Annotated in this window: 22 protein-coding genes; 9 read left to right on the top strand and 13 right to left on the bottom strand. The window is 72.3% G+C overall.

Features of this window, described 5'->3' with window-relative positions; all coding sequences use genetic code 11:
- The first annotated feature begins 97 nt into the window (after nucleotides 1-97).
- Nucleotides 98-472, top strand: coding sequence for a F0F1 ATP synthase subunit epsilon (locus Sri02f_RS19440; RefSeq protein ID WP_057584029.1), 375 nt, complete (start codon nucleotides 98-100; stop codon nucleotides 470-472).
- A 141-nt stretch (nucleotides 473-613) separates the two neighbouring features.
- Nucleotides 614-1,060, top strand: a complete 447-nt coding sequence (locus Sri02f_RS19435; protein WP_109002597.1) for a DUF2550 domain-containing protein — start codon at nucleotides 614-616, stop codon at nucleotides 1,058-1,060.
- A gap of 103 nt (nucleotides 1,061-1,163) precedes the next feature.
- Here the strand turns inward: Sri02f_RS19435 and Sri02f_RS19430 are convergent, their stop codons facing one another.
- The 3 genes from Sri02f_RS19430 to Sri02f_RS19420 form a co-directional block, all read right to left on the bottom strand.
- Nucleotides 1,164-2,996, bottom strand: a complete 1,833-nt coding sequence (locus tag Sri02f_RS19430) for a glycoside hydrolase family 18 chitinase (RefSeq protein WP_109002596.1) — start codon at nucleotides 2,994-2,996, stop codon at nucleotides 1,164-1,166.
- A gap of 194 nt (nucleotides 2,997-3,190) precedes the next feature.
- Entirely contained in the window at nucleotides 3,191-3,856 is a 666-nt protein-coding gene (locus tag Sri02f_RS19425) for a response regulator (RefSeq protein WP_109002595.1), read from the bottom strand.
- Nucleotides 3,853-5,028 carry a sensor histidine kinase gene (locus Sri02f_RS19420; protein WP_109003165.1) on the bottom strand — a complete coding sequence of 392 codons (1,176 nt, stop codon included), beginning with the start codon at nucleotides 5,026-5,028 and terminating at the stop codon, nucleotides 3,853-3,855. The genes Sri02f_RS19425 and Sri02f_RS19420 overlap by 4 nt, the downstream gene beginning before the upstream one ends.
- A gap of 152 nt (nucleotides 5,029-5,180) precedes the next feature.
- Here Sri02f_RS19420 and Sri02f_RS19415 point away from each other — a divergent pair, with 152 nt between their 5' ends.
- Nucleotides 5,181-5,750: a hypothetical protein gene (locus tag Sri02f_RS19415; protein ID WP_109002594.1), complete on the top strand. Its 570-nt coding sequence runs from the start codon at nucleotides 5,181-5,183 to the stop codon at nucleotides 5,748-5,750.
- 49 nt (nucleotides 5,751-5,799) lie between these two features.
- On the opposite strand, the gene Sri02f_RS19410 is transcribed toward Sri02f_RS19415, so the two are convergent.
- On the bottom strand, nucleotides 5,800-6,372 hold the full coding sequence (locus tag Sri02f_RS19410) for a cob(I)yrinic acid a,c-diamide adenosyltransferase (protein ID WP_109002593.1): 573 nt from the start codon (nucleotides 6,370-6,372) through the stop codon (nucleotides 5,800-5,802).
- A 463-nt stretch (nucleotides 6,373-6,835) separates the two neighbouring features.
- Between Sri02f_RS19410 and Sri02f_RS19405 the strand changes: the two genes are divergently transcribed.
- Entirely contained in the window at nucleotides 6,836-7,159 is a 324-nt protein-coding gene (locus Sri02f_RS19405) for an STAS domain-containing protein (protein WP_020131168.1), read from the top strand.
- A gap of 233 nt (nucleotides 7,160-7,392) precedes the next feature.
- A complete protein-coding gene (locus tag Sri02f_RS19400; protein ID WP_109002592.1) occupies nucleotides 7,393-9,912 on the top strand; it encodes an AAA family ATPase in 2,520 nt (839 codons plus the stop codon).
- Nucleotides 9,913-9,989: 77 nt separating this feature from the next.
- On the opposite strand, the gene nucS is transcribed toward Sri02f_RS19400, so the two are convergent.
- Complete coding sequence (gene nucS, locus Sri02f_RS19395; protein WP_109002591.1) at nucleotides 9,990-10,661, bottom strand: endonuclease NucS; 672 nt, start codon at nucleotides 10,659-10,661, stop codon at nucleotides 9,990-9,992.
- A 264-nt stretch (nucleotides 10,662-10,925) separates the two neighbouring features.
- Between nucS and Sri02f_RS19390 the strand changes: the two genes are divergently transcribed.
- On the top strand, nucleotides 10,926-11,318 hold the full coding sequence (locus Sri02f_RS19390) for an SCO5389 family protein (protein ID WP_109002590.1): 393 nt from the start codon (nucleotides 10,926-10,928) through the stop codon (nucleotides 11,316-11,318).
- Nucleotides 11,319-11,402: 84 nt separating this feature from the next.
- On the opposite strand, the gene Sri02f_RS19385 is transcribed toward Sri02f_RS19390, so the two are convergent.
- Nucleotides 11,403-12,431, bottom strand: coding sequence for an LLM class flavin-dependent oxidoreductase (locus Sri02f_RS19385; protein ID WP_109003164.1), 1,029 nt, complete (start codon nucleotides 12,429-12,431; stop codon nucleotides 11,403-11,405).
- A 223-nt stretch (nucleotides 12,432-12,654) separates the two neighbouring features.
- Here Sri02f_RS19385 and Sri02f_RS19380 point away from each other — a divergent pair, with 223 nt between their 5' ends.
- Nucleotides 12,655-12,987: an Rv1322 family protein gene (locus Sri02f_RS19380; protein ID WP_109002589.1), complete on the top strand. Its 333-nt coding sequence runs from the start codon at nucleotides 12,655-12,657 to the stop codon at nucleotides 12,985-12,987.
- Between the two features lie 43 nt (nucleotides 12,988-13,030).
- Here Sri02f_RS19380 and Sri02f_RS19375 read toward each other — a convergent pair whose 3' ends face one another.
- The 7 genes from Sri02f_RS19375 to mce all read right to left on the bottom strand — a co-directional run bounded on the left by Sri02f_RS19375 (nucleotide 13,031) and on the right by mce (nucleotide 22,827).
- A complete protein-coding gene (locus Sri02f_RS19375) occupies nucleotides 13,031-13,909 on the bottom strand; it encodes an ABC transporter permease (RefSeq protein WP_109002588.1) in 879 nt (292 codons plus the stop codon).
- A complete protein-coding gene (locus tag Sri02f_RS19370) occupies nucleotides 13,906-15,180 on the bottom strand; it encodes an ABC transporter ATP-binding protein (protein ID WP_109002587.1) in 1,275 nt (424 codons plus the stop codon). The genes Sri02f_RS19375 and Sri02f_RS19370 overlap by 4 nt, the downstream gene beginning before the upstream one ends.
- Before the next feature lie 161 nt (nucleotides 15,181-15,341).
- Nucleotides 15,342-16,112: an ABC transporter permease gene (locus Sri02f_RS19365; protein WP_109002586.1), complete on the bottom strand. Its 771-nt coding sequence runs from the start codon at nucleotides 16,110-16,112 to the stop codon at nucleotides 15,342-15,344.
- A gap of 2 nt (nucleotides 16,113-16,114) precedes the next feature.
- A complete protein-coding gene (locus tag Sri02f_RS19360) occupies nucleotides 16,115-17,065 on the bottom strand; it encodes an ABC transporter ATP-binding protein (RefSeq protein ID WP_109002585.1) in 951 nt (316 codons plus the stop codon).
- Between the two features lie 85 nt (nucleotides 17,066-17,150).
- On the bottom strand, nucleotides 17,151-18,089 hold the full coding sequence (locus Sri02f_RS19355; protein WP_079659495.1) for a coiled-coil domain-containing protein: 939 nt from the start codon (nucleotides 18,087-18,089) through the stop codon (nucleotides 17,151-17,153).
- A 183-nt stretch (nucleotides 18,090-18,272) separates the two neighbouring features.
- On the bottom strand, nucleotides 18,273-22,154 hold the full coding sequence (gene scy, locus Sri02f_RS19350) for a polarized growth protein Scy (RefSeq protein ID WP_109002584.1): 3,882 nt from the start codon (nucleotides 22,152-22,154) through the stop codon (nucleotides 18,273-18,275).
- A 232-nt stretch (nucleotides 22,155-22,386) separates the two neighbouring features.
- Nucleotides 22,387-22,827: a methylmalonyl-CoA epimerase gene (gene mce / locus Sri02f_RS19345; protein WP_109002583.1), complete on the bottom strand. Its 441-nt coding sequence runs from the start codon at nucleotides 22,825-22,827 to the stop codon at nucleotides 22,387-22,389.
- Between the two features lie 151 nt (nucleotides 22,828-22,978).
- On the opposite strand from mce, the gene Sri02f_RS19340 reads away from it, so the two are divergent.
- The gene (locus Sri02f_RS19340; protein ID WP_109002582.1) at nucleotides 22,979-24,190 is read left to right on the top strand and encodes an acetyl-CoA C-acetyltransferase; all 1,212 of its coding nucleotides are present in this window, start codon (nucleotides 22,979-22,981) and stop codon (nucleotides 24,188-24,190) included.
- Nucleotides 24,191-24,355: 165 nt separating this feature from the next.
- Nucleotides 24,356-25,312: a methylmalonyl Co-A mutase-associated GTPase MeaB gene (meaB, locus tag Sri02f_RS19335; protein ID WP_109002581.1), complete on the top strand. Its 957-nt coding sequence runs from the start codon at nucleotides 24,356-24,358 to the stop codon at nucleotides 25,310-25,312.
- Nucleotides 25,313-25,863: the final 551 nt, after the last annotated feature.

Raw genomic sequence — 25,863 nt, 5'->3', positions numbered from 1 at the left:
CTGAGGGGGCGGGCGCGTCCCGCCCCCTCACTCACGCCCCTTAGACTTGTAACCAACACCCGGCAGAATCCGCCGGGTGGTGACCCGAGGAGCCACCTTGGCTGCTGAGCTGCACGTCGCGCTGGTCGCGGCCGACCGAGAGGTCTGGTCCGGCGAGGCCACCCTGGTCGTCGCGCGCACCACGTCCGGCGACATCGGCGTCATGCCCGGTCACCAGCCGCTGCTCGGTGTGCTGGAGTCGGGCCCGGTGACCATCCGTACGAGTGATGGTGGAACGGTCGTCGCCGCGGTGCACGGCGGTTTCATCTCGTTCGCGGACAACAAGCTGTCGCTGCTGGCCGAGATCGCCGAGCTGTCGGACGAGATCGACGTCCAGCGCGTGGAGCGGGAGCTGGAGCGCGCGAAGGCGGAGGGCGACGCCGCCGCCGAGCGTCGCGCGGACGTACGACTGCGTGCGGCGGCCTCGCGCTGACCCAGGGCACAGCCGCATGACGTCACTCAGCCGCGGTCGGTTCCGGAGCAATCCGGCGCCGACCGCGGCTGAGGCAGATATGGATGTTTTTTCCGTTCCGTTACCTATTTCGGTACCTAGGAGACGAGGAGGTCGGTGTCGATGGTCCTCGCTCTGACTGTGTGCGGAATCGTCGTGGCCCTGGTGGTGCTGGGGCTGTTCGTCTTCGGTCTGCGCCGCAGACTCATCCAGCGCTCCGGCGGCACCTTCGACTGTTCGCTGCGCTGGGACGTCCCCGAGGAACCGGACACGAGCGGAAAGGGCTGGAGCTACGGCGTCGCCCGCTACAACGGCGACCGCATCGAGTGGTACCGGGTCTTCTCCTACGCCTACCGTCCGCGCCGTGTCCTGGAGCGCGGCACGATCGAGGTGGCCGGCCGGCGGCTTCCCGACGGCGAGGAGGAGCTGGCGCTGCTGTCCGACGCGGTGATCCTCGTCTGCCAGCACGGCGGCACCCGCCTCGAACTCGCCATGAGCGAGGACGCGTTGACCGGTTTCCTCGCCTGGCTGGAGGCGGCCCCGCCCGGCCAGCGGGTGAATGTGGCGTAACCGCGTTCACCCTCCCCCGGAATCGGTTCCGGGAGAGGGCGAAGGTCGCGCGGTCACTCGGTCATGTGTGCTCGGTCATGCGCACCGGCTCATGCGCACCGGCTCATGACAGCCCGTTGCTGATGGCGCTCACCAGCTCTCCGTTGCCCGTGTCGCCGCTGAACTCCCAGAAGAACGCGCCGCCCAGGCCCTGGTTCTTGGCCCAGGTCATCTTTCCGGCGATGGTGGCCGGGGTGTCGTAGGACCACCAGTTGCTGCCGCACTTGGCGTACGCCGTGCCGGCGACCGTTCCGGTGGCCGGGCAGGACGTCTTGAGGACCTTGTAGTCCTCGATGCCCTGCTCGTAGGTGCCGGCCGCCGGGCCCGTGGCGGTGCCGCCCGGGGCGTCCTGGGTGACGCCGGTCCAGCCCCGTCCGTAGAAGCCGATGCCGATGAGCAGCTTGCTCGCGGGCACGCCCTTCGCCTTGAACTTGGCCATCGCGTCGGCCGTCGTGAACCCGGCCGTCGGGATGCCGCTGTACGAGGTGAGCGGCGAGTGCGGGGCGGTCGGGCCCTGGGCCGCCCAGGCGCCGAAGAAGTCGTACGTCATCACGTTGTACCAGTTGACGTACTGCGCGGCGCCCGCGTAGTCCGCGGCGTCGATCTTGCCGCCGGAGGAGCCGTCGGCGGTGGTGGCCGCGGTGATCAGGTTGCCCGTGCCGAACTTGGCGCGCAGGGCCTGCATCAGGTTCTTGTAGGCCGCGGCCCCGCTGGTGTCGCAGGACAGACCGCAGGCGTTGGGGTACTCCCAGTCGATGTCGATGCCGTCGAAGACGTCGGCCCAGCGCGGGTCCTCGACGAGGTTGTAACAGGACTGCGCGAACGCGGCCGGGTTGGCCGCGGCCTGGGCGAAGCCGCCGGACCAGGTCCAGCCGCCGAAGGACCACAGCACCTTGATGTTCGGGTACTTGGCCTTCAGCTCGCGCAGCTGGTTGAAGTTGCCGCGCAGCGGCTGGTCCCAGGTGTCGGCGACGCCGCTCACCGACTGGTCGGCGGTGAAGGCCTTGTCGTAGTCGGCGTAGGAGTCGCCGATCGCGCACTGGCCGTTCGTGACGTTGCCGAAGGCGTAGTTGATGTGTGTGATCTTCGCGGCCGAGCCCGACGTCACCAGGTTCTTGACGTTGTAGTTGCGGCCGTAGATGCCCCACTCGGTGAAGTAGCCGAGCTTGACCTTGGCGCCGGTGGTCGGGGGAGTGGTGCCGCCGCCCGTGGTGTGGACGGCCACCGCGCCGCTGGCCGGACCGGTCTGGTCGGCGGTGTCGCGGGCCTGGACGGTGTAGGAGTAGTCGGTGCCGGCGGTCAGACCGGTGTCGGTGTACGAGGTCGTCGTCACCGTGGCGACCTTGGAACCGTCACGCAGGACGTCGTAGTTCTTGATGCCCTTGTCGTCGGTGGCGGCCGACCAGGCCAGCTTCACCGAGGTGTCGGTGACGGCGGACGCGGTCGGGGTGCCCGGAGCGGACGGGGCGGCATCGCCCGGGACGGTCGTGCCGTCGCAACCGCCGCCGTTGAGCCTGCAGTTGGACGGCGAGCCGGTTCCCGCGCCGTTGAAGCCGAAGGTGACCGAGGCGCCGGGGGCGAGGGAGCCGTTGTAGGACTTGTTCTTGGCGGTCCAGTGGAGGCCGGAGGACGTGACGTCGGCGTCCCAGGCGGAGGTGACGGACGTGCCGGAGGGGAAGTCCCACTCGACCGTCCATGAACTGATGGCGGTGGCACCGGTGTTCTTCACCGTCCACCTGCCCTCGAAGCCGGTGCCCCAGTCGGACGCCTTGGTGTAGGTGGCGGTGGCCGCCGACGAGTCCGCCGCGGCGTGGGCGGGGCCCGTGAGGCCCACCAGCCCTGCCAGCGGGAGCGACAGGGTCGCGAACCCTGCTGCGGCTCGGTGTCTGAAGCGCATCCTGCGCCTCCTCGGGGGGAGTTGGGGGGTGCGACTGAGCCTTCGCACCCACGGTGCCGCGAGAATAGAAAGGTCTGGACCACAGGTCAATAGGTCTGGACCAGTGCGCGAGGATAAACCTCGGACCGCCTTCCGGGTTGCCCCCGAACGGCTTCGGGGCGATCTCCCGGTGGTTCACGGACGGTCTCCGGATGTCACTCGGGCCCGGTCCTGATCCCCAACTCCTGTGCCAGCACGGCGGCCTGGACCCGGCTGCGCAGCTCCAGCTTCGCCAGCAGCCGGCTCACATGGGTCTTCACCGTCGCCTCCGCCATGTCCAGGCGTTCGGCGATCCCCGCGTTGGACAGCCCGCGGCCCAGACAGGCCAGCACCTGGCGCTCCCGCCGGGTCAGCGATTCCAGCACGGCGGGATCGGCGGCGGGCGGGGGGACCGGCCGCGCGGCGAACTCGGCGATCAGACGCCGGGTCACGGCCGGGGCGATCAGCCCCTCCCCGCCCGCCACCGTCCGGACCGCGGCCAGCAGATCCCTCGCTTCCGTGTTCTTCAGCAGGAAACCGGCCGCGCCCGCCCGCAGCGCACCGAACACGTACTCGTCGAGGTCGAAGGTGGTCAGCACCAGCACGTCGGCGAGGCCCTCCTCGACCACCTTCCGGGTCGCCGACACCCCGTCCAGCCGGGGCATCTGAACGTCCATCAGCACCAGGTCGGGACGCAGCTCCCGGGCCAGCGCCACCGCCTGCTCGCCGTCCGCCGCCTCGCCGACCACCTCGATGTCGGGCGCGCTGCGCAGGATGAGGACGAGTCCCGCGCGGACGGCGGACTGGTCCTCGGCGACCAGGACACGGATGGCCGAGCTCATGCGGACTCTCCTTCGGCGAGGGGCAGAACGGCGTGCACGGTCCAGCGCGAGCCCTCCGGCCCTGCGGCGAACGTGCCGCCGAGCAGCGCCGCCCGCTCCCGCATCCCGACGAGCCCGGCGCCCGAGCCCGGGGCGCGGGGGCCGCCCCGGTGACCGTACGGACTGCGCACCCGCAGGTCGAGGGCGCCGTCGCGCTGGACGAGGTGGACGGTGACCCGGCCGGGGCACGCGTGCTTGAGGGCGTTGGTCAGCGACTCCTGGACGATGCGGTAGGCGGCGAACTCGACGGGAGTGGGGACCGTGCCGTGGTCGGCGTCGAGGCTGACGTCGAGTCCGTTGGCGCGGGCGCCGTCGACCAGGGCCCGCAGACCGTCGAGGGTGGGAGCGGCGGCCGGCTCGCGGTCCCCGCTGCCGTCGCGCAGGATTCCGATCAGCCGCCGCATCTCCGTCAGCCCCGCGACGCTGTTCTCGCGGATCACGGTCAGGGCCTGCCGGGAGGTGTCCGGATCGTCGAGCGAGAGGGCCGCCGTCGAGTGGATGGCGATCGCGGAGAGGTGGTTGGCGACCATGTCGTGCAACTCCCGCGCCATCCGCGCCCGCTCGGCCGTGACCGCCTGGGCGCGGTCCGCCTCGGCGAGCAGCGCGGTCTGCTCGGCCCGCAGCCGTGCGGCCTCGGCGGCGTCACGGTGATCGCGCACGATCCAGCCGGTGGCGGCCGGCCCGTACGCGACGATGCCCACGAGCACGCCGATCAGCAGCGCCTCCGGCACCCGCCACACCGCGAACGGCACCAGCGTCCCCGCCACCGTGAGCAGTCCGGTGATCCACTGGATGCGGCGGGCGGAGGCGAGCGGGCCGTACAGGACGGCCGCGTATATGACGTCGGTGAACATCAGCACGGTGGACAGGTTGCCCTGGGTCGCGAGGTCCGCGGTGACGGTGACGCCGGCGACGATCACCGCCGTGCGCGGGGCCGCCCGGCGCACCAGTTCGCAGCCGGCCATCACGATGAGCGGCAGCAGCACCGGCCAGGGACCGTCGAAGACGGTGATCGGGTCGTCGGAGCGCCGGGTGCTCAGTCCCATGGCCACCAGGAGCAGTCCGCCGAGCAGTCCGCCGGCCGCGACGCAGACGTCGAAACGGTGCGGACGGGGCGGTCGTCGTACGGGCATGCCCTCCATCCAACACGCCCCCCGCGTGTGGCGCCTGCTCCCCGGGGACGGTCCCGAACTGCATCTTTCGATGTACCGCCGGTTCGTCATCGGCGACGACGAAGGCGAGCCGGAGCGGCGGGAGCCTGGGAGACGACCGAGAGGAGCGAACCGTGATCGTCGCGCTGATCGTCGCCTGCGAGGTGGCTTTCTGGGTGCTGCTGGCCGCCGGACTGGCCTTCCGGTACGTGTTCCGCATGCCGAGGGCGGGTCTGGCCCTGCTGCTGTGCGAGCCGCTGCTGGAGGTCGTGCTGTTCGCCGTGACCGCGGTCGACCTCAAGAACGGCGCCGAGCCGGACTGGCGGCACGGCCTCGCCGCCGTCTACATCGGCTTCACCGTGGGACTCGGCCGCTCCACGATCAGGTGGGCCGACGCCCGGGTCGCCCATCGCTTCGCCGGCGGCCCGCCGCCCGTGCGCCCGCCGAGGTACGGCGCGGCCCGCGCCGTCCACGAGTGGAAGGTCGCCGCCCGCTGGATCCTCGGCGCGCTGACCGCCGCCGCCCTGCTCCAGGCGGCCGTCTGGTACGTGGGCGGCGACGGCCGGACCGACTCGCTGCGGGCGTGGCAGTGGCGGATGCTGTTCGTCGTCGGCGTGAACCTCGTCATCGCCGTGAGCTACACCCTCTTCCCGAAGAAGCGGCCGAAGGGCGAACCGGAGCGGAAACCGGCCAAACTGGACTAGCGCCCCGCTCGTCCGCCCCGCTCGTCCGCCCCGCCGGGGGCGCGTCCCGTCAGCGTTCGCCGCCCGGCACCCACAGCACGTCGCCCGTGGCCTTGTTGGCCGTGCGGGCCAGGATGAAGAGGAGGTCCGAGAGCCGGTTGAGGTAGGTCGCGGTCAGCGGGTTCATCACCTCGCCGTGCACCTCCAGCGCCGCCCAGGTGGAGCGTTCGGCCCGCCGGACGACCGTGCAGGCCTGGTGCAGCAGGGCCGCCCCCGGGGACCCGCCGGGCAGGATGAACGACCGCAGCTTCTCCAGCCGCTCGTTGAAGCGGTCGCAGTCCGCCTCCAGCCGGTCGACGTAGAACTGCTCCACCCGCAGCGGCGGGAACTCGGGGTGCTCGACCACCGGCGTCGACAGGTCCGCGCCCACGTCGAACAGGTCGTTCTGGACGCGGGTGAGGACCGCGACGAGCTCCTCGTCGAGCCCGCCCAGCGCGAGCGCCGTGCCGATCACCGCGTTCGCCTCGTTGGCGTCCGCGTACGCGGCGATGCGCAGGTCGGTCTTGGCGACCCGGCTCATGTCGCCGAGAGCGGTGGTGCCCTGGTCGCCGGTCCTGGTGTAGATGCGCGTCAGATTGACCATGCCGCCAATCTAGACCGTCCCCGCCGGTGCGTTCCGTTCCCTGCGTCACTGCGGCGACCCGGGGTCACTTCAGGGCCAATCGGTGGGAATCGGACAGGAATTGACGACGTGACCGGCGTCTCACGCCCTGAGACGTGAAACGCGTTACTAACCGGTCACACAGCGCCCCGCGACCGCTAATCTCCGGCCGAGAGGCACACGGACAGGTACAGGGACGGGCAACCGGACGGGCGACCGGAACGGCTGCGCCGGATGGCTGAACGCCGGTGACATCGGACGCGTGAGCGGGCAGGGCTTCTACAGGCGCACACCGCACAGGCCCCACAGGCCTCACCCCTGCGGGTGAATTCCGTATCGGTTCGCTCACAGACGGCAACCTCCGGCCGCTTCACGCAGTCAGAGGATGCAACGCACGACCGGACATCACACCGCGGAGCACGAGACGCACGCTTAGGGGAGCGCTATGCACATCAGGGGCGACCACGTCGAGCTGGTCGTCGGGGGCCGTCTCGACGTCCGCAGCGCGGCGGACGCCCGTACGGCCCTGCACACGGCCGTCGACGACGGAGTCGGCGACCTCGTGCTCGACCTGTCCGAACTGGATTCCTGGGACGCCACCGGACTCGGCGTCATCATGGGCGTCCATCGGCGGGCCGGCCGCTGCGGCCGACGGCTGGTGCTGCGTGGCGTACCGCCGCAGATGCAACGCCTGCTGGTGGCGACCCGGCTGCACCGCATCCTCGCGATCGAGGGCGGCATCGGCGTGGAGTCGCTGCCCCGGGTGTGACCCAAGAGGGCCGTGGCCTGCGCGGGAAACGCGTGACAGGCGCAATCCTCACGAGACCGTGATGCTTCGGGCGGCGTGGTACCCCGGGCTGTCGCACATACTGTGCGAAGGTTTACGGTTCGTCTGCCCGCCGCTCTCAGCCTCGAGCGGGCACCGGACCAGAAGCGACAGCGCAGTGTGCAGCAAGGCCGGGAGGGGCTACCGCCACACGACGCTTTTGGGGGCTCGAACCTATGGACCCGAACCCGCGGGGACCCGAGGACCACGGCCATGACGGCGACGGGAAAGCGCCGCGCCCGCGTCCTTCCCGGGATCCCCTCACACCCGACTTCGGTCAGCACCAGCCGGCCCAGGCCCGCACGGTGCGGCTCGTCGTCGGCGAACACCTGCTCACCGTCAACCCGGTGGACGGCAGCGAGATAGAACGCCGGCCGCCCGGGGCGGAGGAGACCGGGCGGGCCGCCAAGCGCACGCCCGAGCAGCGCGCCGAGACCGAGCGCGCCGCCCGCCCGCCCGCGCCCGCCGGCCCGGGCCGCCCCCCGTGGCCGCTCCAGGGCCGCCAGGACGAACGCGAACAACTGGTCCGGCTGCTCGCCCGCGGCCGTTCCGTCCGCGTCACCGCCGCCCCCGGCTCCGGCCGCACCAGCCTCCTCGACCTCGTCGCCGAGGACTGCGAGGACCTCGCCCCCGACGGCGTCGTCCGCCTCTCCGGATTCGGCCGCACCGCGTCCGACCTGCTGCACGACCTCTTCCACGCCGTCCACGACGCCCCCCGGCACCGTCCCGGGGACGACGAGCTGCGCGCCCTCGTCCGCGAGGTCGGCGCGGTCGTCGTCGTCGACGACATCGACCTCGGCGGCGCGGAACTCGACGGACTGCTCGACGCGACGCCCGAGTGCGCCTTCCTGCTCGGCGCCGCCCCGGACGCGCCGGCGCCGTCCGCCGAGTCCGCCGTCGAGGAGGTCGCCCTCACCGGGCTCGACCGCGCGGGCGGCGTCGAGGTCATCGAGCAGGCCGTCGGCCGGGTCCTCACCGAGGAGGAGGCCAACTGGGCCGGCGACCTCTGGTTCGAGTCCGAGGGGCTGCCGCTGCGGTTCGTCCAGGCCGGGGCCCTGCTCTCGCAGCGCGACCGGCTGCGGGCCGAAGCCGACGCCGTGGACGCCTTCGGCGTCTTCGAGGACGCCCGGCCGTTCACCGGCCCGGCGGACGCCGTCGCCGGGGCCGGCGAGGCGGAGGAGATACCCCTGCCCTCGCTCGGCGAGGCCGCCGCGCCCGCGCCGCTGCTCGCCGCCCGCCTCAGCGCCTCCGCCCGCGCCGCGCTGCGCTTCGCCGTCGCTCTCGGCGGCGAGGTCCCGCACCAGGCCCATCTGCCCGCCCTGGTCGGCGACACCCACGCCGACGCGGCCCTCGGCGAACTGGCCGCGTGCGGACTCGTCACCCCGGTCGGCACCCGCTACCGCCTCGCCGCCGGAGTCCAGACCCAGCTGGAGGCCGCCGGATACGCCGACGACGTCGAGGCCCGCGTCCACACCGCCGCCCAGCACTACGCCTGGTGGGCCGGACATCCCTCGGTCACTCCCGAGCGGGTGTGCGCCGAGGCCGACGCCGTGCTCGCCGCCCTCGCCGCCGTCGTCCCGGGCACCACCCGCCCCGACGAGGGCGAGGAGGCCACCGCGGTCCAGCTCGCCCGCACCGCCGCACCCGCGTTCGCCGCGGGCCTGCACTGGCGCGCCTGGGAGAGCGCCCTGTACGAGGGCGCCGAAGCCGCCCGCATGGCCGGCGAGTCCGCCGACCGGGCCTACTTCCACCACGAACTGGGCGTCCTCGCCCTGTGCACCGGCGACCTCGACCGCGCCCGCTCCGAGCTGGAGGCCTCCCTCGCCCTGCGCGGGGTCATCGCCGACAAGCGCGGCACCGTGGCCGGCCGCCGCGCCCTCGCGCTGGTCGCCGACGCCTGCGGCGACGTACCCGGCCTGCTGACGGCGACGGCCGAGGAGGAGGCGCCCGAGGCCCGCCAGGAGGAGCCTGCGCCCCCGCCGCGTCCCGTCCAGGCGGCGCTCCCGTCCTTCGCGCCGGAGGCGGAGACCCTCGTCGCCCGCCGCGAGCCGCCGCACCCGCCGGCCCGGCACCACCGCGCCGGTCTGCGGGGCCTGGCCCGGCGCAACCTCGTCGCGGCCGGGGCGGGCGCGCTGCTCGTCGCCGTGCTCGGCACGGTGGTCACGCTCGGCGCGACCTCCGACAACGACGCCCACAACCCCTCCGACCGGGTGGGCGTCAGCCCGACCGCCGACGCCGGCCAGAACGACGGCGGCGACGGCTCCGGCGCCCCCGGCGACGGGGGAGCGTCCTCCGACACGGGCGAGGCGAGCAGCAGGCCGACCGACCCCGGTCCGGACGGCACGATGGGCACCTCGGACGACCCGACGCCGTCGGGGTCGGCCGACCCGTCCCCGGACGCGAGCGGTTCGCCCGGCCCCGGACACAGCGGCTCGCCGTCCGGCACGCCCAGGCCTTCCTCGTCGGCCAGCCACAGCGCGAGGCCCTCGCCGTCGCCGTCGGCGTCGTCCTCCCCGAGCCCGTCCGCCTCCGCGAGCCCGTCCCCGTCGGACACCGGCACACCCACCGGGACGCCGACCGGCGCCACGTCGAACTCGGCGAGCAGCTCGATGTCGTCCTCCCCGGGCGGCTCCCGCACCTCCGCCGGACCCGCCGCGGGCACCGGCACACCGCCCTCGCCGGACCAGGTGATCTGAGCCCGCGGGCACACGACGACGGGCCGGGCCCCTGGAGGAGGCCCGGCCCGTCGTCGTGTGCCCGCGCGCGGACGTGGTCAGAACAGGCGCAGCTTGTCGTCCTCGATGCCGCGCAGGGCGTTGTAGTCGAGGACCGTGCAGCCGATGCCGCGGTCCGTGGCCAGCACGCGGGCCTGGGGCTTGATCTCCTGGGCCGCGAACACGCCGCGCACCGGCGCGAGGTGCGGGTCGCGGTTCAACAGCTCCAGGTAGCGGGTGAGTTGCTCGACCCCGTCGATCTCGCCGCGCCGCTTGATCTCCACCGCGACGGTGCCGCCTTCCGCGTCCCGGCACAGGATGTCGACCGGGCCGATGGCGGTCATGTACTCGCGGCGGATGAGGGTGTAGCCCTCGCCGAGGGTCTCGATGCGGTCGGCGAGCAGCTCCTGGAGGTGTGCTTCCACGCCGTCCTTGATCAGGCCGGGATCGACGCCCAGTTCGTGCGACGAGTCGTGGAGGATCTCCTCCATCGTGATGATGAGCTTCTCGCCGCCCTTGTTGACGACGGTCCACACGCCCTCGTCGTCGCCCGCGCCCTCCTTGAGCGTGCAGGGCGGCGACATCCAGTTCAGGGGCTTGTAGGCCCGGTCGTCCGCATGGATGGAGACGCTGCCGTCCGCCTTCACCAGGATGAGGCGGGGGGCGGAGGGGAGATGGGCGGTGAGCCGGCCGGCGTAGTCGACGGAGCACCGGGCGATGACGAGACGCATGGGGCGCAACGCTATCCGACGCGCCTGCCCCCAAGCGATTCGCCCTGGAAAAAGATCGTTCGGCGGGCACTCGACAGTGGCCGATAGTGTGCCCAACCCGGGTTCCCTATGTGCCCATTCTCCTGGTGCGGTCACGGTCCGTTGCCTACCGTAGTGAACGGGAGGTCGCGATGCGTGTACTCAGCGTGTGCGGTGTTTCGGCATGCGGACTCCCTTTCCCTGTCCGTCAACCCCTGTTGTCCCGGGGGTGCGAGAGGAGTACCCATGTCGCTCGACGTCTCACCGGCCCTACTCGATCAGGCCGAGCGAGGCGAGGTCGACGAAGCAGAATTCGTCGACTGCGTCCGGACCTCCCTGCCCTACGCGTGGGAGATGGTCAGCTCCCTGGTGGCCCAGCTGAAGGTGGACGGCGGAGACTTCGCCGACAACCAGACGCCCCCGCCGGACGAGCAGGCACGCGGTCAGCTGCTGCGCGCGCTCGCGAGTGACGCCATACGCGGTGCGCTGCAGCGGCACTTCGGTGTGCGGCTGGCCTTCCAGAACTGCCACCGGGTGGCGGTGTTCCCGTTGGACCCGGCTGTCGACGAGAAGCTCAGCCGCTTCACCTCGGTCCGCAGCCAGGTGCTGAACCAGTCCCCGGAATTCCGGGACTGCTGAACCTGTGAAGCTGTCGCTTGCCGCTCCTGACGCGGGAGGTTCCACAGACACGGGAGCGGCAGGCCTCGTGGTCGGCTGGGCTGTTCACCGGAGGTGGGGGAGCACCTCCGAGCCCAGCCGCCGTACGTTCTCCTCCGTGGCCGCCAGGTCACCGGAGCCCTCGACGAGCAGGGCGAAGCGCGAGATGCCGGTCCGCTCGCTGGTCGCCGCCAGGCGGTCGGCGCACAACCGCGGGGTGCCCACCGGGTGCAGCCCGCAGAGCAGTTCGGTGTACGCCACCGGGTCCCGCATGCTGCGGGCTCGGCCGTCCACCGTCACATGGGCGTCCAGGCCCTGCCTCAGCCAGCCCGGCATCGCCTTCACCAAGGTCTCCACGGCGTCCGTGCGCCGGTCCGCGATCTGGCAGACGCCCGCCGAGACGTGCGCCGCGGCGCGGATCTCGTCCCCGGAGCGCCCGGCCGCCCGCGCGCAGCGCCGCCACTGGGCGACCATCTCGGCCTTCTCCTCGTCCCCGACGTGCATCCCGAGCAGCATCGGCAGCCCGCGCTCGGCGGCCAGCCGTACGCTCGCGGGCGAGGTGCACGCCACGACGACCTCCGGCCCCGGCGTGTCGGTCAGGGCCTCCGAGGGCCTGGGCACCACGGGGACCTCGCGGAAGCGGAAGCGCTCGCCGTCCGCTCCGACCGAGGGCTCGCGCAGCCAGCGGACCAGCAGATCGAGTGATTCCGGGAACCCCTGCTCGTACGCCTGCAGGCCCGGGCCGAACACCTCCAGGTCGACCCACGGGCCGCCGCGGCCCACGCCCAGGGAGAAACGGCCGCCGCTCGTCAGGTGCAGCAGCGCGGCCTGCTCGCCGAGGGCCACGGGATGGACGGTGGGCAGCACGCTGACCGCCGTGCCGACCCGGATGCGCCGGGTGCGGCCCAGCAGCAGCGCGGCGAGCGTGACCGCCGACGGGCACGTGCCGTACGGCACGAAGTGGTGCTCGGCCAGCCAGACCGAGTCCAGGCCCGCTTCCTCGGCCACCTCGGCCGAGCGGACGGCACGGTGCAGCGCCTCACCCTGGCCCTGGCCGGGGAACTGGGCTCCCAACACGAAACTTCCGACACGCATGGACATTCCTGCTTCCTTGGCTCCGACACGGAGCTCCCCCACCGGGCATAACCGTCCGACACGTGCCGAGGACACGGCCTGGCGGAGAGATTTGCGGATTGTCTGCAGAATGCGGCGTTCGGCAGGGTGACTTGCGGGGGACGGCTGCCCCCCGGGTGCCCCGGTCCGGGCCGCGTACGCTGGACGCCGAGCCCGCTTCCCGTAGAGCCCCGTGAGGTGTCCCGTGTCCCCGCGCCGCAACCGACCCAAGGGTGAGAGCTCGTCCGGCCGGAGCGCCGAGGACGACACCGCGAGCCGTTACGGCGGCTGGCAGTCGGCGGAGGCCTGGCAGGGCGAGCGGTGGAGCGTGCGGCACGTGGCCGGTTCGAGCGCGCAGGGCAAGGCGTACCGGTGCCCCGGCTGCGACCAGCTGATCCCCGACGGCGTCCCGCACGTCGTCGCCTGGCCCGAGCACGCCGGCGTCGACGACCGCCGGCACTGGCACAAGGCGTGCTGGAACGCACGGGACCGCCGCACCCCGGGGGTGCAGCGGTCCCGTAACGCGCCGAGGTTCTAGCCCCGGCCCCGGCCCCGAACGGATCGGGCGGCCTCGCGGCGGATCAGACGTCCCGCTTCTCCAGCAGGGCGAAGGCGGCGCCGAGGGCGACGGCGGTCACGCCCAGCGCGATCCACAGCGGGTCCCAGCCGCTCGGGCCGCTCTCGCTGAGCGAGGTCGCGTAGAAGACGCCCAGCTGGTTCGGGATCGAGTACTCGAACAGGGCCTGGCGCAGGTTCTCCAGCGAGGACGAGAACATGAAGATCGCGATGACCAGCGGGGCCAGCAGGACGCCGATCATGATGGTGATCGCGCCGGCCGAGTGCCGGATGATCGAACCGACGGCCAGCGAGAGCAGCCCGAGCAGCGCGACGTACAGGGACACGCCGACGGTGGCCTTCAGCCACTCCTCGCCGGTCGGTTGCCGGGCTTGGCCCAGCATCCCCACGTGCATCAGCGCGACGAGGCCGGACGACAGGAGCGTCACCGTGAAGGCGACGGCGAAGAAGACGACCGCCTTCGCCGCGAGGACCCGGCCGCGCGACGGACAGGCCACCATGGTCGTGCGGATCATGCCCGTGCCGTACTCCGAGGCCGTGGTCAGCACGCCCAGCGTGATGACGCACATGCTGCCCAGCAGGATCCCGAAGAACCCGAACGACAGGGCGGTCTGGTCGCCGAGGTCGCTCTCGGAGGCGCTCGAGGCGACCACCGCGCCGGCCAGCAGGCCGATGCCGACGACGAGCAGCACGAACACGCCCAGCGTCCACATCGTGGAACGCACCGACCGGATCTTGGTCCACTCCGACGCGACGGCATGCCCGAGGTGGGTGCGCACGACCGGGATCGGCGAGGTGTAGCCGGGGCCGGCCTGGCCGTACGAGGGACCGGGCGCCTGCCAGGCGGGCGCGGCCTGCGGCGACTGGTGCTGCGGGGTGCTCATCGGGCGTCCTCGGACTTGGTCGGAGCGGCGTCGGGGGCAGGGGCGGCGTCGGGGGCGGGGGCAGGGGTGGCGGGCGCGGCAGGGGCCTGGGCCGGGGCGGGAGCCTGCGCTGCCGGGGCCTGTGCGGGCGCCGCGTACGGGTTGGCTCCACCGGGTCCGGGAGCCGTCCCCGGCGCGCCGGGGACGCCGTACGCCCCGTAGGGGGCCGCCGGAGGCGTCTGGGCGGACTGGGGGGCCGCGTAGCCCTGCTGCGGGGGCGGCGGGGCGTACCAGCCCGGCTGTCCCTGTCCCGGCACCGGCATCGGCGGCTGGACGCCCGGCGGCAGCGGCTGCTGGAGTCCGGCCTTCTGGTCGACGGTCGAGCGGTAGTCGACGGCGCCCTGCGTCATCCGCATGTACGCCTCCTCCAGCGAGGCCTGATGCGGCGACAGCTCCCACAGACGGACGTCGGAGTCGTGGGCGATGTCGCTGATGCGGGGCAGCGGCAGACCGGTCACCCGCAGCGCGCCGTCCGGCTCGGGCAGCACGTGGCCGCCCGCCTCGGTCAGCGCCGAGGCCAGCTTCTCGCGCAGCGGCGGGTCGGTGTGCGGGGTGCGCACCCTGGCGAAGTCGGCGGAGTTGGCCGAGATGAAGTCGGTGACGCTCATGTCGGACAGGAGCTGTCCGCGCCCGATGACGACGAGATGGTCCGCGGTCAGGGCCATCTCGCTCATCAGGTGGGAGGAGACGAACACCGTGCGGCCCTCGGCGGCCAGGGACTTCATCAGGTTGCGCACCCAGAGGATGCCCTCGGGGTCGAGGCCGTTGACCGGCTCGTCGAAGAGCAGCACCTGCGGGTCGCCGAGCAGCGCGGCCGCGATGCCGAGCCGCTGCCCCATGCCCAGGGAGAAACCCTTGGAGCGTTTTTTGGCCACGTCCTGGAGGCCGACGACGCCGAGCACCTCGTCGACCCGGCGGGCCGGGATGCCGGACAGCTGGGCCAGGCACAGCAGGTGGTTACGGGCGTGCCGGCCCCCGTGCACCGCCTTGGCGTCGAGCAGCGCGCCCACCTGGCGGGCCGCGTTCGGCAGCTTGCGGTACGGATAGCCGCCGATCGTCACCGTGCCCGCGGTCGGGTTGTCCAGGCCGAGGATCATCCGCATGGTCGTCGACTTGCCCGAGCCGTTGGGTCCGAGGAAGCCGGTCACGGCGCCGGGCCGCACCTGGAAGGAAAGGTTGTGAACAGCGGTCTTGTCGCCGTAGCGCTTGGTCAGGCCGACTGCTTCGATCATGCTCCGCACCCATCGAAAGGATCAGGACAGCAGGGCGCACGCCCCCGTAAGGGTTAGGAGGATATCGGGGCGCTGACGGTTCCGCTCAAATGAAAGCAAAGACCGAAGCGTCAGGCGCCGGGTCCTGTCAGGCCTCGGGTCCTGTCAGGCGTCGGGTCCTGTCAGGCGTCGCGCTTCTTCAGCAGCAGGTAGCCGCCCGCCAGCGCGGCCACCACCCACAGCGCCATGATGGCGAACCCGCCCCACGGCCCGTACGGGGTGTCGTCGTCGATCGGCGTCACCACCCGCATGATCTTGCTGCCTGCCTGATCGGGCAGGTACCGGCCGACCTTCTTCGTAGCGGAGACGTTGCCGAGGATGTTCGAGATCAGGAAGAAGAACGGCATCAGGATGCCGAGCGAGAGCATCGGCGAGCGCAGCATCGTGGCCACGCCCATCGAGAACACGGCGATGAGGGTCATGTAGAGGCCACCGCCGATGACCGCCCGCAGGACCCCGCTGTCCCCGATCGCCGCCCGGTGGGAGCCGAGCATGGCCTGACCGCCGAAGAACGTGACGAAGCTGGTGGCGAGGCCGACGGCCAGCGCCAGCCCGCCGGCCACGGCGATCTTGCTGAACAGGAAGACGCCGCGCTGCGGCACCGCCGCCAGCGAGGTGCGGATCATCCCGGTGCTGTACTCGTTCGACACGACCAGCACCCCGAACACGATCATCGCGAGCTGGCCGAGGCTCATCCCGGCGAAGCTGATGAACGTGGGATCGAACGAGAGCCGGTCGTTGCGGCTCATGTGGTCGAAGTCGTTGTTCGACAACGCCGAGATCAGCATGCCGAGGGCGACGGTGACGACCACCGCGAGGGAGAGCGTCCACACCGTGGACGCCACCGACCGGATCTTGGTCCACTCGGACCGGATGACCTGGGTCGCCGCCATCGTCAGCTCCTCGTCCAGTCGTCGCCCCACCGCTGCTCCGGGGGTGCGTCCGTGTGCGCGTGGTACTCCACCGACTCCGCGGTCAGCTGCATGAACGCCTCCTCCAGCGAGGCCCGTTGCGGACTCAGCTCATGCAGCACGACCTGGTGCTGCGCGGCCAGCTCCCCGATGCGCTCGGGCTTGCCGCCGTCCACCTCCAGCGTGCCGTTGCCGGTCTCCACGACGGTGATCCCGGCGCCGTGCAGGACGTCGAGCAGCCGTTCGCGCTGCGGGGTGCGGACCCGCACGTACGACCGCGAGTTCTGCGCGATGAAGTCGGCCATGGAGGTGTCGGCGAGCAGCCGGCCCTGCCCGATCACCACGAGGTGGTCGGCCGTCAGCGCCATCTCGCTCATCAGGTGGGAGGAGACGAACACCGTCCGCCCCTGCGCGGCCAGCGATTTCATCAGGTTGCGGATCCAGTGGATGCCCTCGGGGTCCAACCCGTTGACCGGCTCGTCGAACATCAGGATCCGCGGGTCGCCGAGGAGCGCGCCCGCGATGCCCAGCCGCTGGCCCATGCCCAGCGAGAACCCCTTGGCCTTCTTCTTCGCCACCGCCGTCAGGCCGACGGTGTCCAGCACCTCGTGCACCCGGCTCCGGGGGATGCCGTTGCTCTGCGCCAGACACAGCAGATGGTTGAAGGCGCTGCGCCCGCCGTGCATGGCCTTGGCGTCCAGCAGGGCGCCGATGCACTTCAGAGGGTCCTTGAGCCGGTCGTAGTGCTGCCCGTCGATCCGGACGTCCCCGGCCGACGGCCGGTCGAGGCCCAGCATCATCCGCATGGTGGTGGACTTGCCGGCGCCGTTGGGGCCGAGGAAGCCCGTGACGATGCCCGGTCTGACGGTGCAGGTGAGGTCGTTCACCGCCACCTTCTCGCCGTACCGCTTCGTCAGCCCCTCGAGCTCGATCATGCGGCCACGCTAGAGCGCGACAAAGCCCTCTGCCACCGGAGTGGCAAAGGGCTTCACCGATGTTCGGTCGCCGTACCCCCGGACGTTACCGGGACTGCTGCGCCGGAACCCCACGGGAGATCGGCTCGTCGTCCGTGGACGGCGTGCCGGCGGCGGCCACCGCGGCGCCGGTCAGCGTGGCGAGCATCTCGCGCACGTTCGTCAGCTGAGCGTTGATCGAGTCGCGGCGGTTGGTGAGAGCCGCCAGCTCGCGCTCGGACTCCGAACGGATGCGGTCCGCCTTGGCGTTGGCGTCGGCCACGATGTCCTCGGCCTGACGCTGCGCCGTCTCGACGGTCTGACGCGCACGACGCTCGGCGTCGGTGCGCAGCTTCTCGGCCTCCAGGCGCAGCTGTTCCGCGCGGTGCTCGATCTCCGCGAGACGCTTCTCCGCCTTCTGCTGACGGGACGCGAGGTCGCGCTCCGACTGCTCGCGGCGCTTGGCCAGGTTGGTCTCGAAGTCGGCGGCGGCCTGGGCGGCCTTGGCACGGGTCTCCTCGAAGAGGGCGTCGGCCTCCTCACGCTTCGACTGCGCGTCCTTCTGCGCCTCGGAACGCAGCTGCGACGCGTCGCTCTTGGCCTTCTCGACGATCCGGACGCCCTCGTCCTCAGCCTTGGCCTTGCGCTCCGCAGCGAACGATTCTGCGTCGTTGCGCACCTGCTGGGCCGCGGACTCGGCGAGCTCACGGTGCTGCTCGGCCGCGCGACGGGCCTCCTCGCGCAGATCCTTGGCCTCTTCCTCGGCGAGGCGGAGGATCTTCTCGACACGCGCACCGAGACCGGCGTACGACGGTTCCGCGTCGCTTACCTGGGCCTGGGCGTTCTGCGTCTCGAGGTGAAGCTCCTCGATGCGCTTTTCCAGAGCAGTGATACGGGCCAGAGCGCTGTCACGGTCGGAGACGAGCTTCGAGATGCGTTCGTCCACCTGAGCGCGGTCGTACCCACGCCGCACAAGCTCGAAGCCGTAGGGGGAAGTGTCGCTCATGGGGTTCCTGTCGAATGAGACCGGTGAGGTGATAGGTGGAATCCTAGGGGCCTTTGCGGTGTGTCATCGAGCGTATGCGTGTTTGATCTGGAGAATGACACCCCTTTTGGGTGGCCCGGCGGCGGACCGCTTGCCAAAGGTGCGGGCAAACGCCCAAGAATTTAACGCAATCCACACATTCCGCTAGCCGTCCGAGGACTTCCCACCCGATCGAGGGGCTCCGATGGCCGCAGCCGCCTTGACGCCCCCGTCCTTGCCCCCGCCCGGCGCCTCGAACGACTCCAGCGCCTCCAGCACGTCCTGGACCCGGGAGATCTCGGCGTTGATGTCCTCGCGCCGGCGCACCAGGACCTCCAGCTCGCGCTTGCCCTCCTCGACCGTGCGCCGCGCCTCGCGAATCGCCTCGGCCTTGAGCTCCTCGGCCTCGCGCACCAGCGTCGACTTCTTCTGCTCGGCCTCCTTGAGGAGCCCCTCGGCCTTCTTCACCGCGGCGATACGCACCTTGCCGGCCTCGGAGTTGGCGTCCGACACCAGCTCCTTCGCCTTGGCCTGCGCCTTGGCGAGCTGCTCCTCGGCCGCCTTGATGAGCGCGTCGCAACGGTCCCCGGTCGACCTCATCGTCTCGGCGGCCTCGCGGCGGGCCCGCTCGTGCAGCGACTCGATCTCGTTGGTGATGCGGTCGCGCAGCTCCTCCGCCCGCTCCCTTATCGCGGTGGCGTCCCGGCGGGCCCCGACCAGCAGCTCGTCGGCGTCCGTCCGCGCCTTCTCTACCCGGGAGTTGCCCTCGACGGTCGCCTCGGACACCAGCCGCTCCGCCTCGCTGCGGGCGGCGCCCACCATCGAGTCGGCCTGCGCCTCCGCCTCCGCGGTGGTCTTCTGCGCCTGCTGCTGCGCCTCGGTGAGCAGCTTGTCCGCCTCGGCCGCGGTCTCCGTGATGAGGGTGTCGACCTGCTCGGCCGCCTCGGAGCGCCGCTTGTTGGCCTCCTTGCGGGCCTCGTCCAGCGTCGAGTCGGCCTCCTCGCGGGCCACGCTCATCAGCCGGTCGGCCTCCACGGCCGCCTCTGTCCTGACGCGCTCCGCGTCGGAGCGGATCCGCTCCGCGTGCCGCTGCGCGGATCCCACCGTCTCGGCGGCCTCGGCGCGCAGCCGCTCCGCGTCCCCGGCCGCGTCCTGGATCAGCTTCTCCGCCTTGGCGACCGACTCGGCGCGCAGCCGCTCGGCCTCCGCGATCGTCTCGGACTGCAGGCGCTCGGCCTCCGCGACGGTCTCGTTCTGGAGCCGCTCCGCCTCGCTGCGGGCCTCGTTGATGAGGGTGTCGGCCTGCGTCGCCGCGTCCGAGCGGATGCGGTTGGCGTCGTCGCGGGCGTCCGCCCGGGTGCGCGACGCGTCCTGGTCGGCCTGCGCGATGGCGTCCGAGACCTCGGTGCGCACCCGCTGCGCGTGCGCGGACGCCTCCGAACGCAGCCGCTCCGCCTCGGCGATCGCCTCGCCGACGGTCCGCTCGGCCAGCTCCTGCGCGGCCTCCGACGCCTCGTTCGCCTCCCGGCGGACCCGGCCCGCGTCCTCCGCGGCCCGCTCCCGCTCGGCGTAGGCGTCGGCGCGTACGCGGTCCGCCTCCTCCTCGGCCTCGCGCCGGGTGCGGTCCGCCGCGTGCTCGGCGGCGGAGCGGAGCCCGGTGATCTCCTCCTGGGCCTGCTCGTGCAGCCCGGCCACCGAGTCGCGCACCTGCTGCGCGTGCTGTTCGGCCGCCGACACCATCTCGCCGGCCCGCCGGTCCGCGTCCTCGACCAGACGGACGGCCTCGGTCTGCGCCTCCTCCACGCGCTTGCGCGCCGAGGCCAGCAGCTCCTCGCTCTGCTCGCGGGCCCGCTCGCGCTCCTGGCCGGCCTCCTGGCGGGCGGAGCCGAGGAGCTCCTCGGCCTCGCGCCGGCGCCGGGCGGCCTCCTCCTGGGCGGCGGCCAGCGTCTCGGACGCCTCGGCGGACAGCCGCTCGGCCGCGGCCTGCGCCTCCGCGCGCACCCGGTCGGCGGTGTCCTGCGCCTCCGACTTCAGCCGCTCCGCCTCGGCGGCGGCCTCGGAACGCAGCCGGACGGCGACGGCCTCGCCCTCGGCGCGCGAGGCGGCCGCGTCGGAAGCGGCCTCGTTGCGCAGCCGGTCGGCCTCGGCGTCGGCCTGCTGCTGCAGGGAGCGGATCCGCTCCGCGGCCTCCGAACGCAGCCGGTCCGTCTCCTCGGCGGCCTCGCGGCGGATCCGCGCGGCCTCCTCCCGGGCGTCCGTCAGCGCCTGCTCGGCGGAGGCGAGGCGGGCCTCCGCCTCCGTCTGCAGCCGGGTCAGCTCATCGGTGGCCTCCGCCTGCCGGGCCTCGATCGCCCGCTCGGACTCCTCGCGCAGCTCGCGCGCGGCCTGCTCGGCGTTCGAGGTGATGGTCTCGGCGAGCTCGACCGCCTCCTCGCGGGAGCGCTCGGCCTCGGCGCGGGTGCGCTCCAGGACCTCCTCGGCCTGCCGGCGCAGCGTGGTGGCGCGCTCGATGGCCTCGGTGCGCACCTTCTCGCTGTCCGAGGTGGCCTTCTGGCGCAGCTCGTCCGCGTCGGCCTTCGCCTTCGACAGCAGCTCCTCGGCGGAGCGGGCCGCCTCCTCGATCTGCTGGACGGCCTCCTTGCGGGCCTCCGCGCGGATCTTCTCGCCCTCGGCGACCGCGTCGGCGCGCAGCTGCTCGGCCTCGCCGCGCAGGCGACGGGCCTCCTCCTGCAGCTCGACCGTCTTGGCGCGGTACTCCTTGGTGTCGTCCTTCGCCGAGCCCTTGAGCTGCTCGGCGATGTCGTGCGCCTCGGCACGCAGCCGGTCGGCCTCGGTCTCCGCCTCGCGGCGGATCCGCTCGGCCTCCTCGGCGGCGGCCTTCGTGGTGCGCTGAGCGTCCTCCTGCGCCTTGTTGAGGACGTCCTCGGCGGTCTTCGCCGCCTTCGACAGCTGGGTGGCGCTCTCCTCGGCGGTGAGCGTGCGGGCCTTCTCCGAGGCCTCCGCGACGATCTTCTCGGCCTCGGCGCGCGCGTCGGCGACGAGCTGCTCGGCGTCCGCCTTGGTGGTCTCGGCCTCCTTGGTGGCCTCGCTGACCAGCCGGGCGACCTGCTCCTTCGCGGTACGGGTGCGCTGCTCCTTGGCCGCCTCCGCGCCGGCGAGCGCCTTCTCGGCGGCGGCCTTCGCCTCCGCGAGCACCTTGTCCGCCTCGGCCTGCGCCTTGCGCAGCGCCTCCTCGGCCTCGGACATGCGCTGCTCGGCGGCGCGGCTGAGCTCACCGGCCTGGCGGCGGGCCGCGTCGGACTCCGTGACCGTGGAGGTGCGCAGCTGCTCGGCGTGGTCGCTGGCCTCCTGGGCCTGTGTGGAGGCGGCGTTCAGCAGCCGCTCGGCGTCCGTGCGGGCGCGCAGCAGGAGCTGCTCGGCCTCCGCGCGGGCCGCCTCGGCGTCGGCCTGGAGCCGCTGGCGTGCCTCGGAGGCGACCCGCTCCGCCTCGGCGCGGGCCGCGGCCAGGGCCTGCTCGGCCTCCGCCCGCGACTCGTCGAGCAGCCGGCGGGCCTGCGCCTCGCTGCGGGCGCGCAGCTGTTCGGCCCAGGCCACGTTCTCGTTGACGTGCGACTCGACGTTCTGCCGGCGCTCGGCGAGCTCCTGGTCGAGCTGCTGGCGGCGGGTGACCGCCTCCTGATGCAGCTCCGCCTGCAGCCGGGCCGCCTGCTCGGCGTGCTCCTGCAGGATCCGCTGGGTCTGCGCCCGCACCTGGCTGAGCTCGCGCTCGGCGTCCTGACGCAACTGGTCGGCCTGCATCTGCGCGTTGCGCAGCATCTGTTCGGCCTGGTACCCGAGATCGCCGCCGTCGAAGGCGGGCCGGGACATGATGGTGCGACGCGCCTCGTGCAACTTGGCGCGCAGCACCTCGACCTGGTAGCCGAGGTCCTCGGCGTGCTGAATCGCCTTTTCCCGCTCGGTCTTCAGCCGCTTCATCTCGGCTTCGAACCGAGTCAGGTGGTCGACGTCAGCCGCCGGTTCCCGCTCCTGGCTCTCGTAGCCCCGCACTGCGCGGTCCCATCCGTCCCTGGTCGCAAGCTTGCCGAACGAGCTCCGTCCATCCGCCGAACGGGGCTCCCGGGGAATGGTGTCAGATCAACGACGGAGCATGGGCTGCTGCCCCGACGCTCGTCCCCCGAAACCCGGACCCCGGCTGGGTCCTGCCGCCGTACGGCAGGACCGGGTCGCCCCGGTGTGAGGGGCGACCGAGCCCAACCCTACCGGCCCATATGTACGAGGGTCAGTGCTCAGGTGACTCAACAGGGGCCGATGTGACCAGTTCTGTCAGTACTCCGTGGCAATCCTTGGGGTGCAGGAAGGTGATTCGTGACCCCATGGAGCCGCGTCGGGGCTCTTCGTACAGAACGCGTACGCCCTGGGAACGGATGGCCTCGGCGTCGCCGTCCACATCCGCCGTACCGAAAGCGATGTGGTGGACGCCCTCGCCGTTCTTGGCGAGCCACTTGCCCACGGCGGAGTCCTCGCGCGTCGGTTCGAGAAGCTGCAGGTAGGAGGCGCCCCCGTCGGACGTGTCGTTGATCTTGAGCATGGCCTCGCGCACGCCCTGCTCCTCGTTGACCTCGGAGTGGAACACCTCGAAGCCGTATGTGGAACGGTAGAACTCGACGGTCGTGTCGAGGTCGTGGCAGGCGATCCCGATGTGGTCGATTCGCGTCAGCATGATGTCAGTGCAGCGCGCCCGAGGTGGTTACGCAACGTGCGCGCGATCACACTGACGGCCCGATGACGGCACGGAGTGCCACTCAGTACATTCGAAGTAAACCCTCGTTCACTCCTCGGCCTGTGCAGGCCGGTAAGGGGAATCGCAGCTCATGACTGGATCGACTGGCTCCAACGGCACGACCTCGGTGATCGTCGCGGGCGCGCGTACGCCCATGGGACGGCTGCTGGGCTCCCTCAAGTCCTTCTCCGGCGCCGACCTCGGCGGCTTCGCGATCAAGGCCGCCCTCGACCGCGCGGGGATCGGCGGCGACCAGGTGCAGTACGTGATCATGGGCCAGGTGCTGCAGGCCGGGGCGGGCCAGATCCCGGCCCGGCAGGCCGCCGTCAAGGCCGGCATCCCGATGAACGTCCCGGCGCTCACCGTCAACAAGGTGTGTCTGTCGGGCCTCGACGCGATCGCGCTCGCGGACCAGCTGATCCGCGCGGGTGAGTTCGACGTCGTGGTGGCGGGTGGCCAGGAGTCCATGACCAACGCCCCCCACCTGCTGCCCAAGTCCCGCGAGGGCTTCAAGTACGGCGCGATCGAGATGCTCGACGCGATGGCGTACGACGGCCTGACCGACGCCTTCGAGAACATCGCGATGGGTGAGTCCACCGAGAAGCACAACACCCGCCTCGGCATCGCGCGTCCCGAGCAGGACGAGATCGCCGCGCTGAGCCATCAGAGGGCCGCCGCCGCGCAGAAGAACGGCGTCTTCGAGGCGGAGATCACCCCGGTCGAGATCCCGCAGCGCAAGGGCGAGCCGGTCGTCTTCAGCAAGGACGAGGGCATCCGCGCCGACACCACGGCGGAGTCCCTGGGCAAGCTCCGCCCGGCGTTCACCCGCGACGGCACGATCACCGCGGGCACCTCCTCGCAGATCTCCGACGGCGCGGCGGCCGTGGTCGTGATGAGCAAGGCCAAGGCGCAGGAGCTCGGCCTGGAGTGGATCGCGGAGATCGGCGCCCACGGCAACGTGGCCGGACCGGACAACTCACTGCAGTCCCAGCCCTCCAACGCCATCCTGCACGCGCTGAAGAAGGAGGGCCTGGAGGTCGCCGACCTCGACCTGATCGAGATCAACGAGGCCTTCGCCGCTGTCGCGGTGCAGTCAATGAAGGACCTGGGCGTCTCCACGGAAAAGGTGAACGTCAACGGTGGCGCCATCGCCCTGGGTCACCCGATCGGCATGTCGGGCGCCCGGCTCGTCCTGCATCTGGCGCTGGAGCTCAAGCGCCGGGGCGGCGGCGTCGGCGCGGCCGCGCTGTGCGGCGGCGGCGGTCAGGGCGACGCGCTGATCGTCCGGGTGGCCAAGGCCTGAGGTCGTCGTCGAACCGGACGGCGGATCCGCCGCGTCCTCGGCCGCGGATCCGCCGCGGAGCGGGTGCGAGCGGAACCGCGCCGGCCCGCGCTGACCCGCGTTGAACCGCGTTGAACCGCGTTGAACCGCGTTGAACCGCGTTGAACGGAGCTGAACGGAGCTGTGATGCAGGACGTCTCCTCGCTGGCCGCCCAGGCCAGGGAAGGCCGGCCCCGGGCCGTGGCCCGGCTGATCTCCCTGGTCGAGGGGGCGTCCCCGCAGCTCAGGGAGGTCATGGCGACTCTGGCCCCGCTCACCGGCAACGCCTACGTCGTGGGCCTGACCGGTTCGCCGGGCGTGGGCAAGTCCACCACGACCTCCGCGCTGGTCACCGCCTACCGCAGACAGGGCAGGCGGGTCGGCGTGCTGGCCGTCGACCCGTCCTCGCCGTTCTCCGGCGGGGCGCTGCTCGGCGACCGGGTCCGGATGTCCGAGCACGCCTCGGATCCGGGCGTCTACATCCGCTCCATGGCCACCCGGGGCCACCTGGGCGGCCTCGCCTGGGCGGCCCCGCAGGCGATCCGCGTGCTGGACGCGGCGGGCTGCGACGTGATCCTGGTCGAGACGGTCGGCGTCGGCCAGTCCGAGGTGGAGATCGCCTCGCAGGCGGACACCAGCGTGGTGCTGCTCGCCCCCGGCATGGGCGACGGCATCCAGGCCGCCAAGGCCGGGATCCTGGAGATCGGCGACGTCTACGTCGTCAACAAGGCCGACCGGGACGGCGCGGACGTCACCGCGCGGGAGCTGAACCACATGCTCGGTCTCGGCGAGGCCCGCGCGCCCGGCGACTGGCGGCCGCCCATCGTGAAGACGGTCGCCTCCCGCGCGGAGGGCGTCGACGACGTCGTCCAGGCGCTGGAGAAGCATCGCGCCTGGATGGAGGAGCACGGCGTCCTCGCCGAGCGGCGCCGCTCCCGCGCGGCCCGCGAGGTCGAGACGATCGCCGTCACCGCCCTGCGCGAACGCATCGGCGACCTGCACGGCGACCGCCGCCTGAGCGCGCTCGCCGAACGCATCGTCACCGGCGCGCTGGACCCCTACCGCGCGGCGGACGAACTGGTGGCGGGACTCACCGAGGGGTGAGCCGCCGGGCCCCCGCGGGCGCCTTCCCCCGCCGGAGAGCCGGAGAGCCGAAGAGCAAGACGGCCGGACGGCCGGACGGCGGGACAGCCTGACCGGCGGAGAGCCGGACCGGTGGTCGGCCGATCAGGCGTCCGGGCCTGGGTGACCTTGCCCGTGCGCGCGTCCAGCAGCCACTCGCCCCCTCGGCGGTCGCGACGCCCGCCCGGCCGCGGCCCGGTGGGCGTCGGTCACCGCGCCGGTCGGTGAGCGGCCGACGTGGAGGTGGCCGGATCGTGGGGGCAGCGGGGGCGGGTGCCGGCCAACCTGCCCGACGACGCGCAGCGGCACGCTCGTTCGGCCGTCACGGCCACCGTTCGACACGGCCCATGGCCGGGACGGGGGTGCGGGCGGGGCGGTGCGGCGGGGGTGCGGTGCGGGGCTGCGGCCGTCCCCCGGGCTGCGGCCGTCCGGCACGGCAGCACGCGCACGGTCCGCCGGACGCCGGACGCCGGACGCCGGACGCCGGACGTCGGACGCAGGAAGGCGGAGCTCTGTTCGAGCTCCGCCTTCCG

This window comes from Streptomyces rishiriensis (genome assembly GCF_003112535.1).
Taxonomy (GTDB): domain Bacteria; phylum Actinomycetota; class Actinomycetes; order Streptomycetales; family Streptomycetaceae; genus Streptomyces; species Streptomyces rishiriensis.
This window is presented reverse-complemented; position numbering and strand designations above follow the sequence as displayed.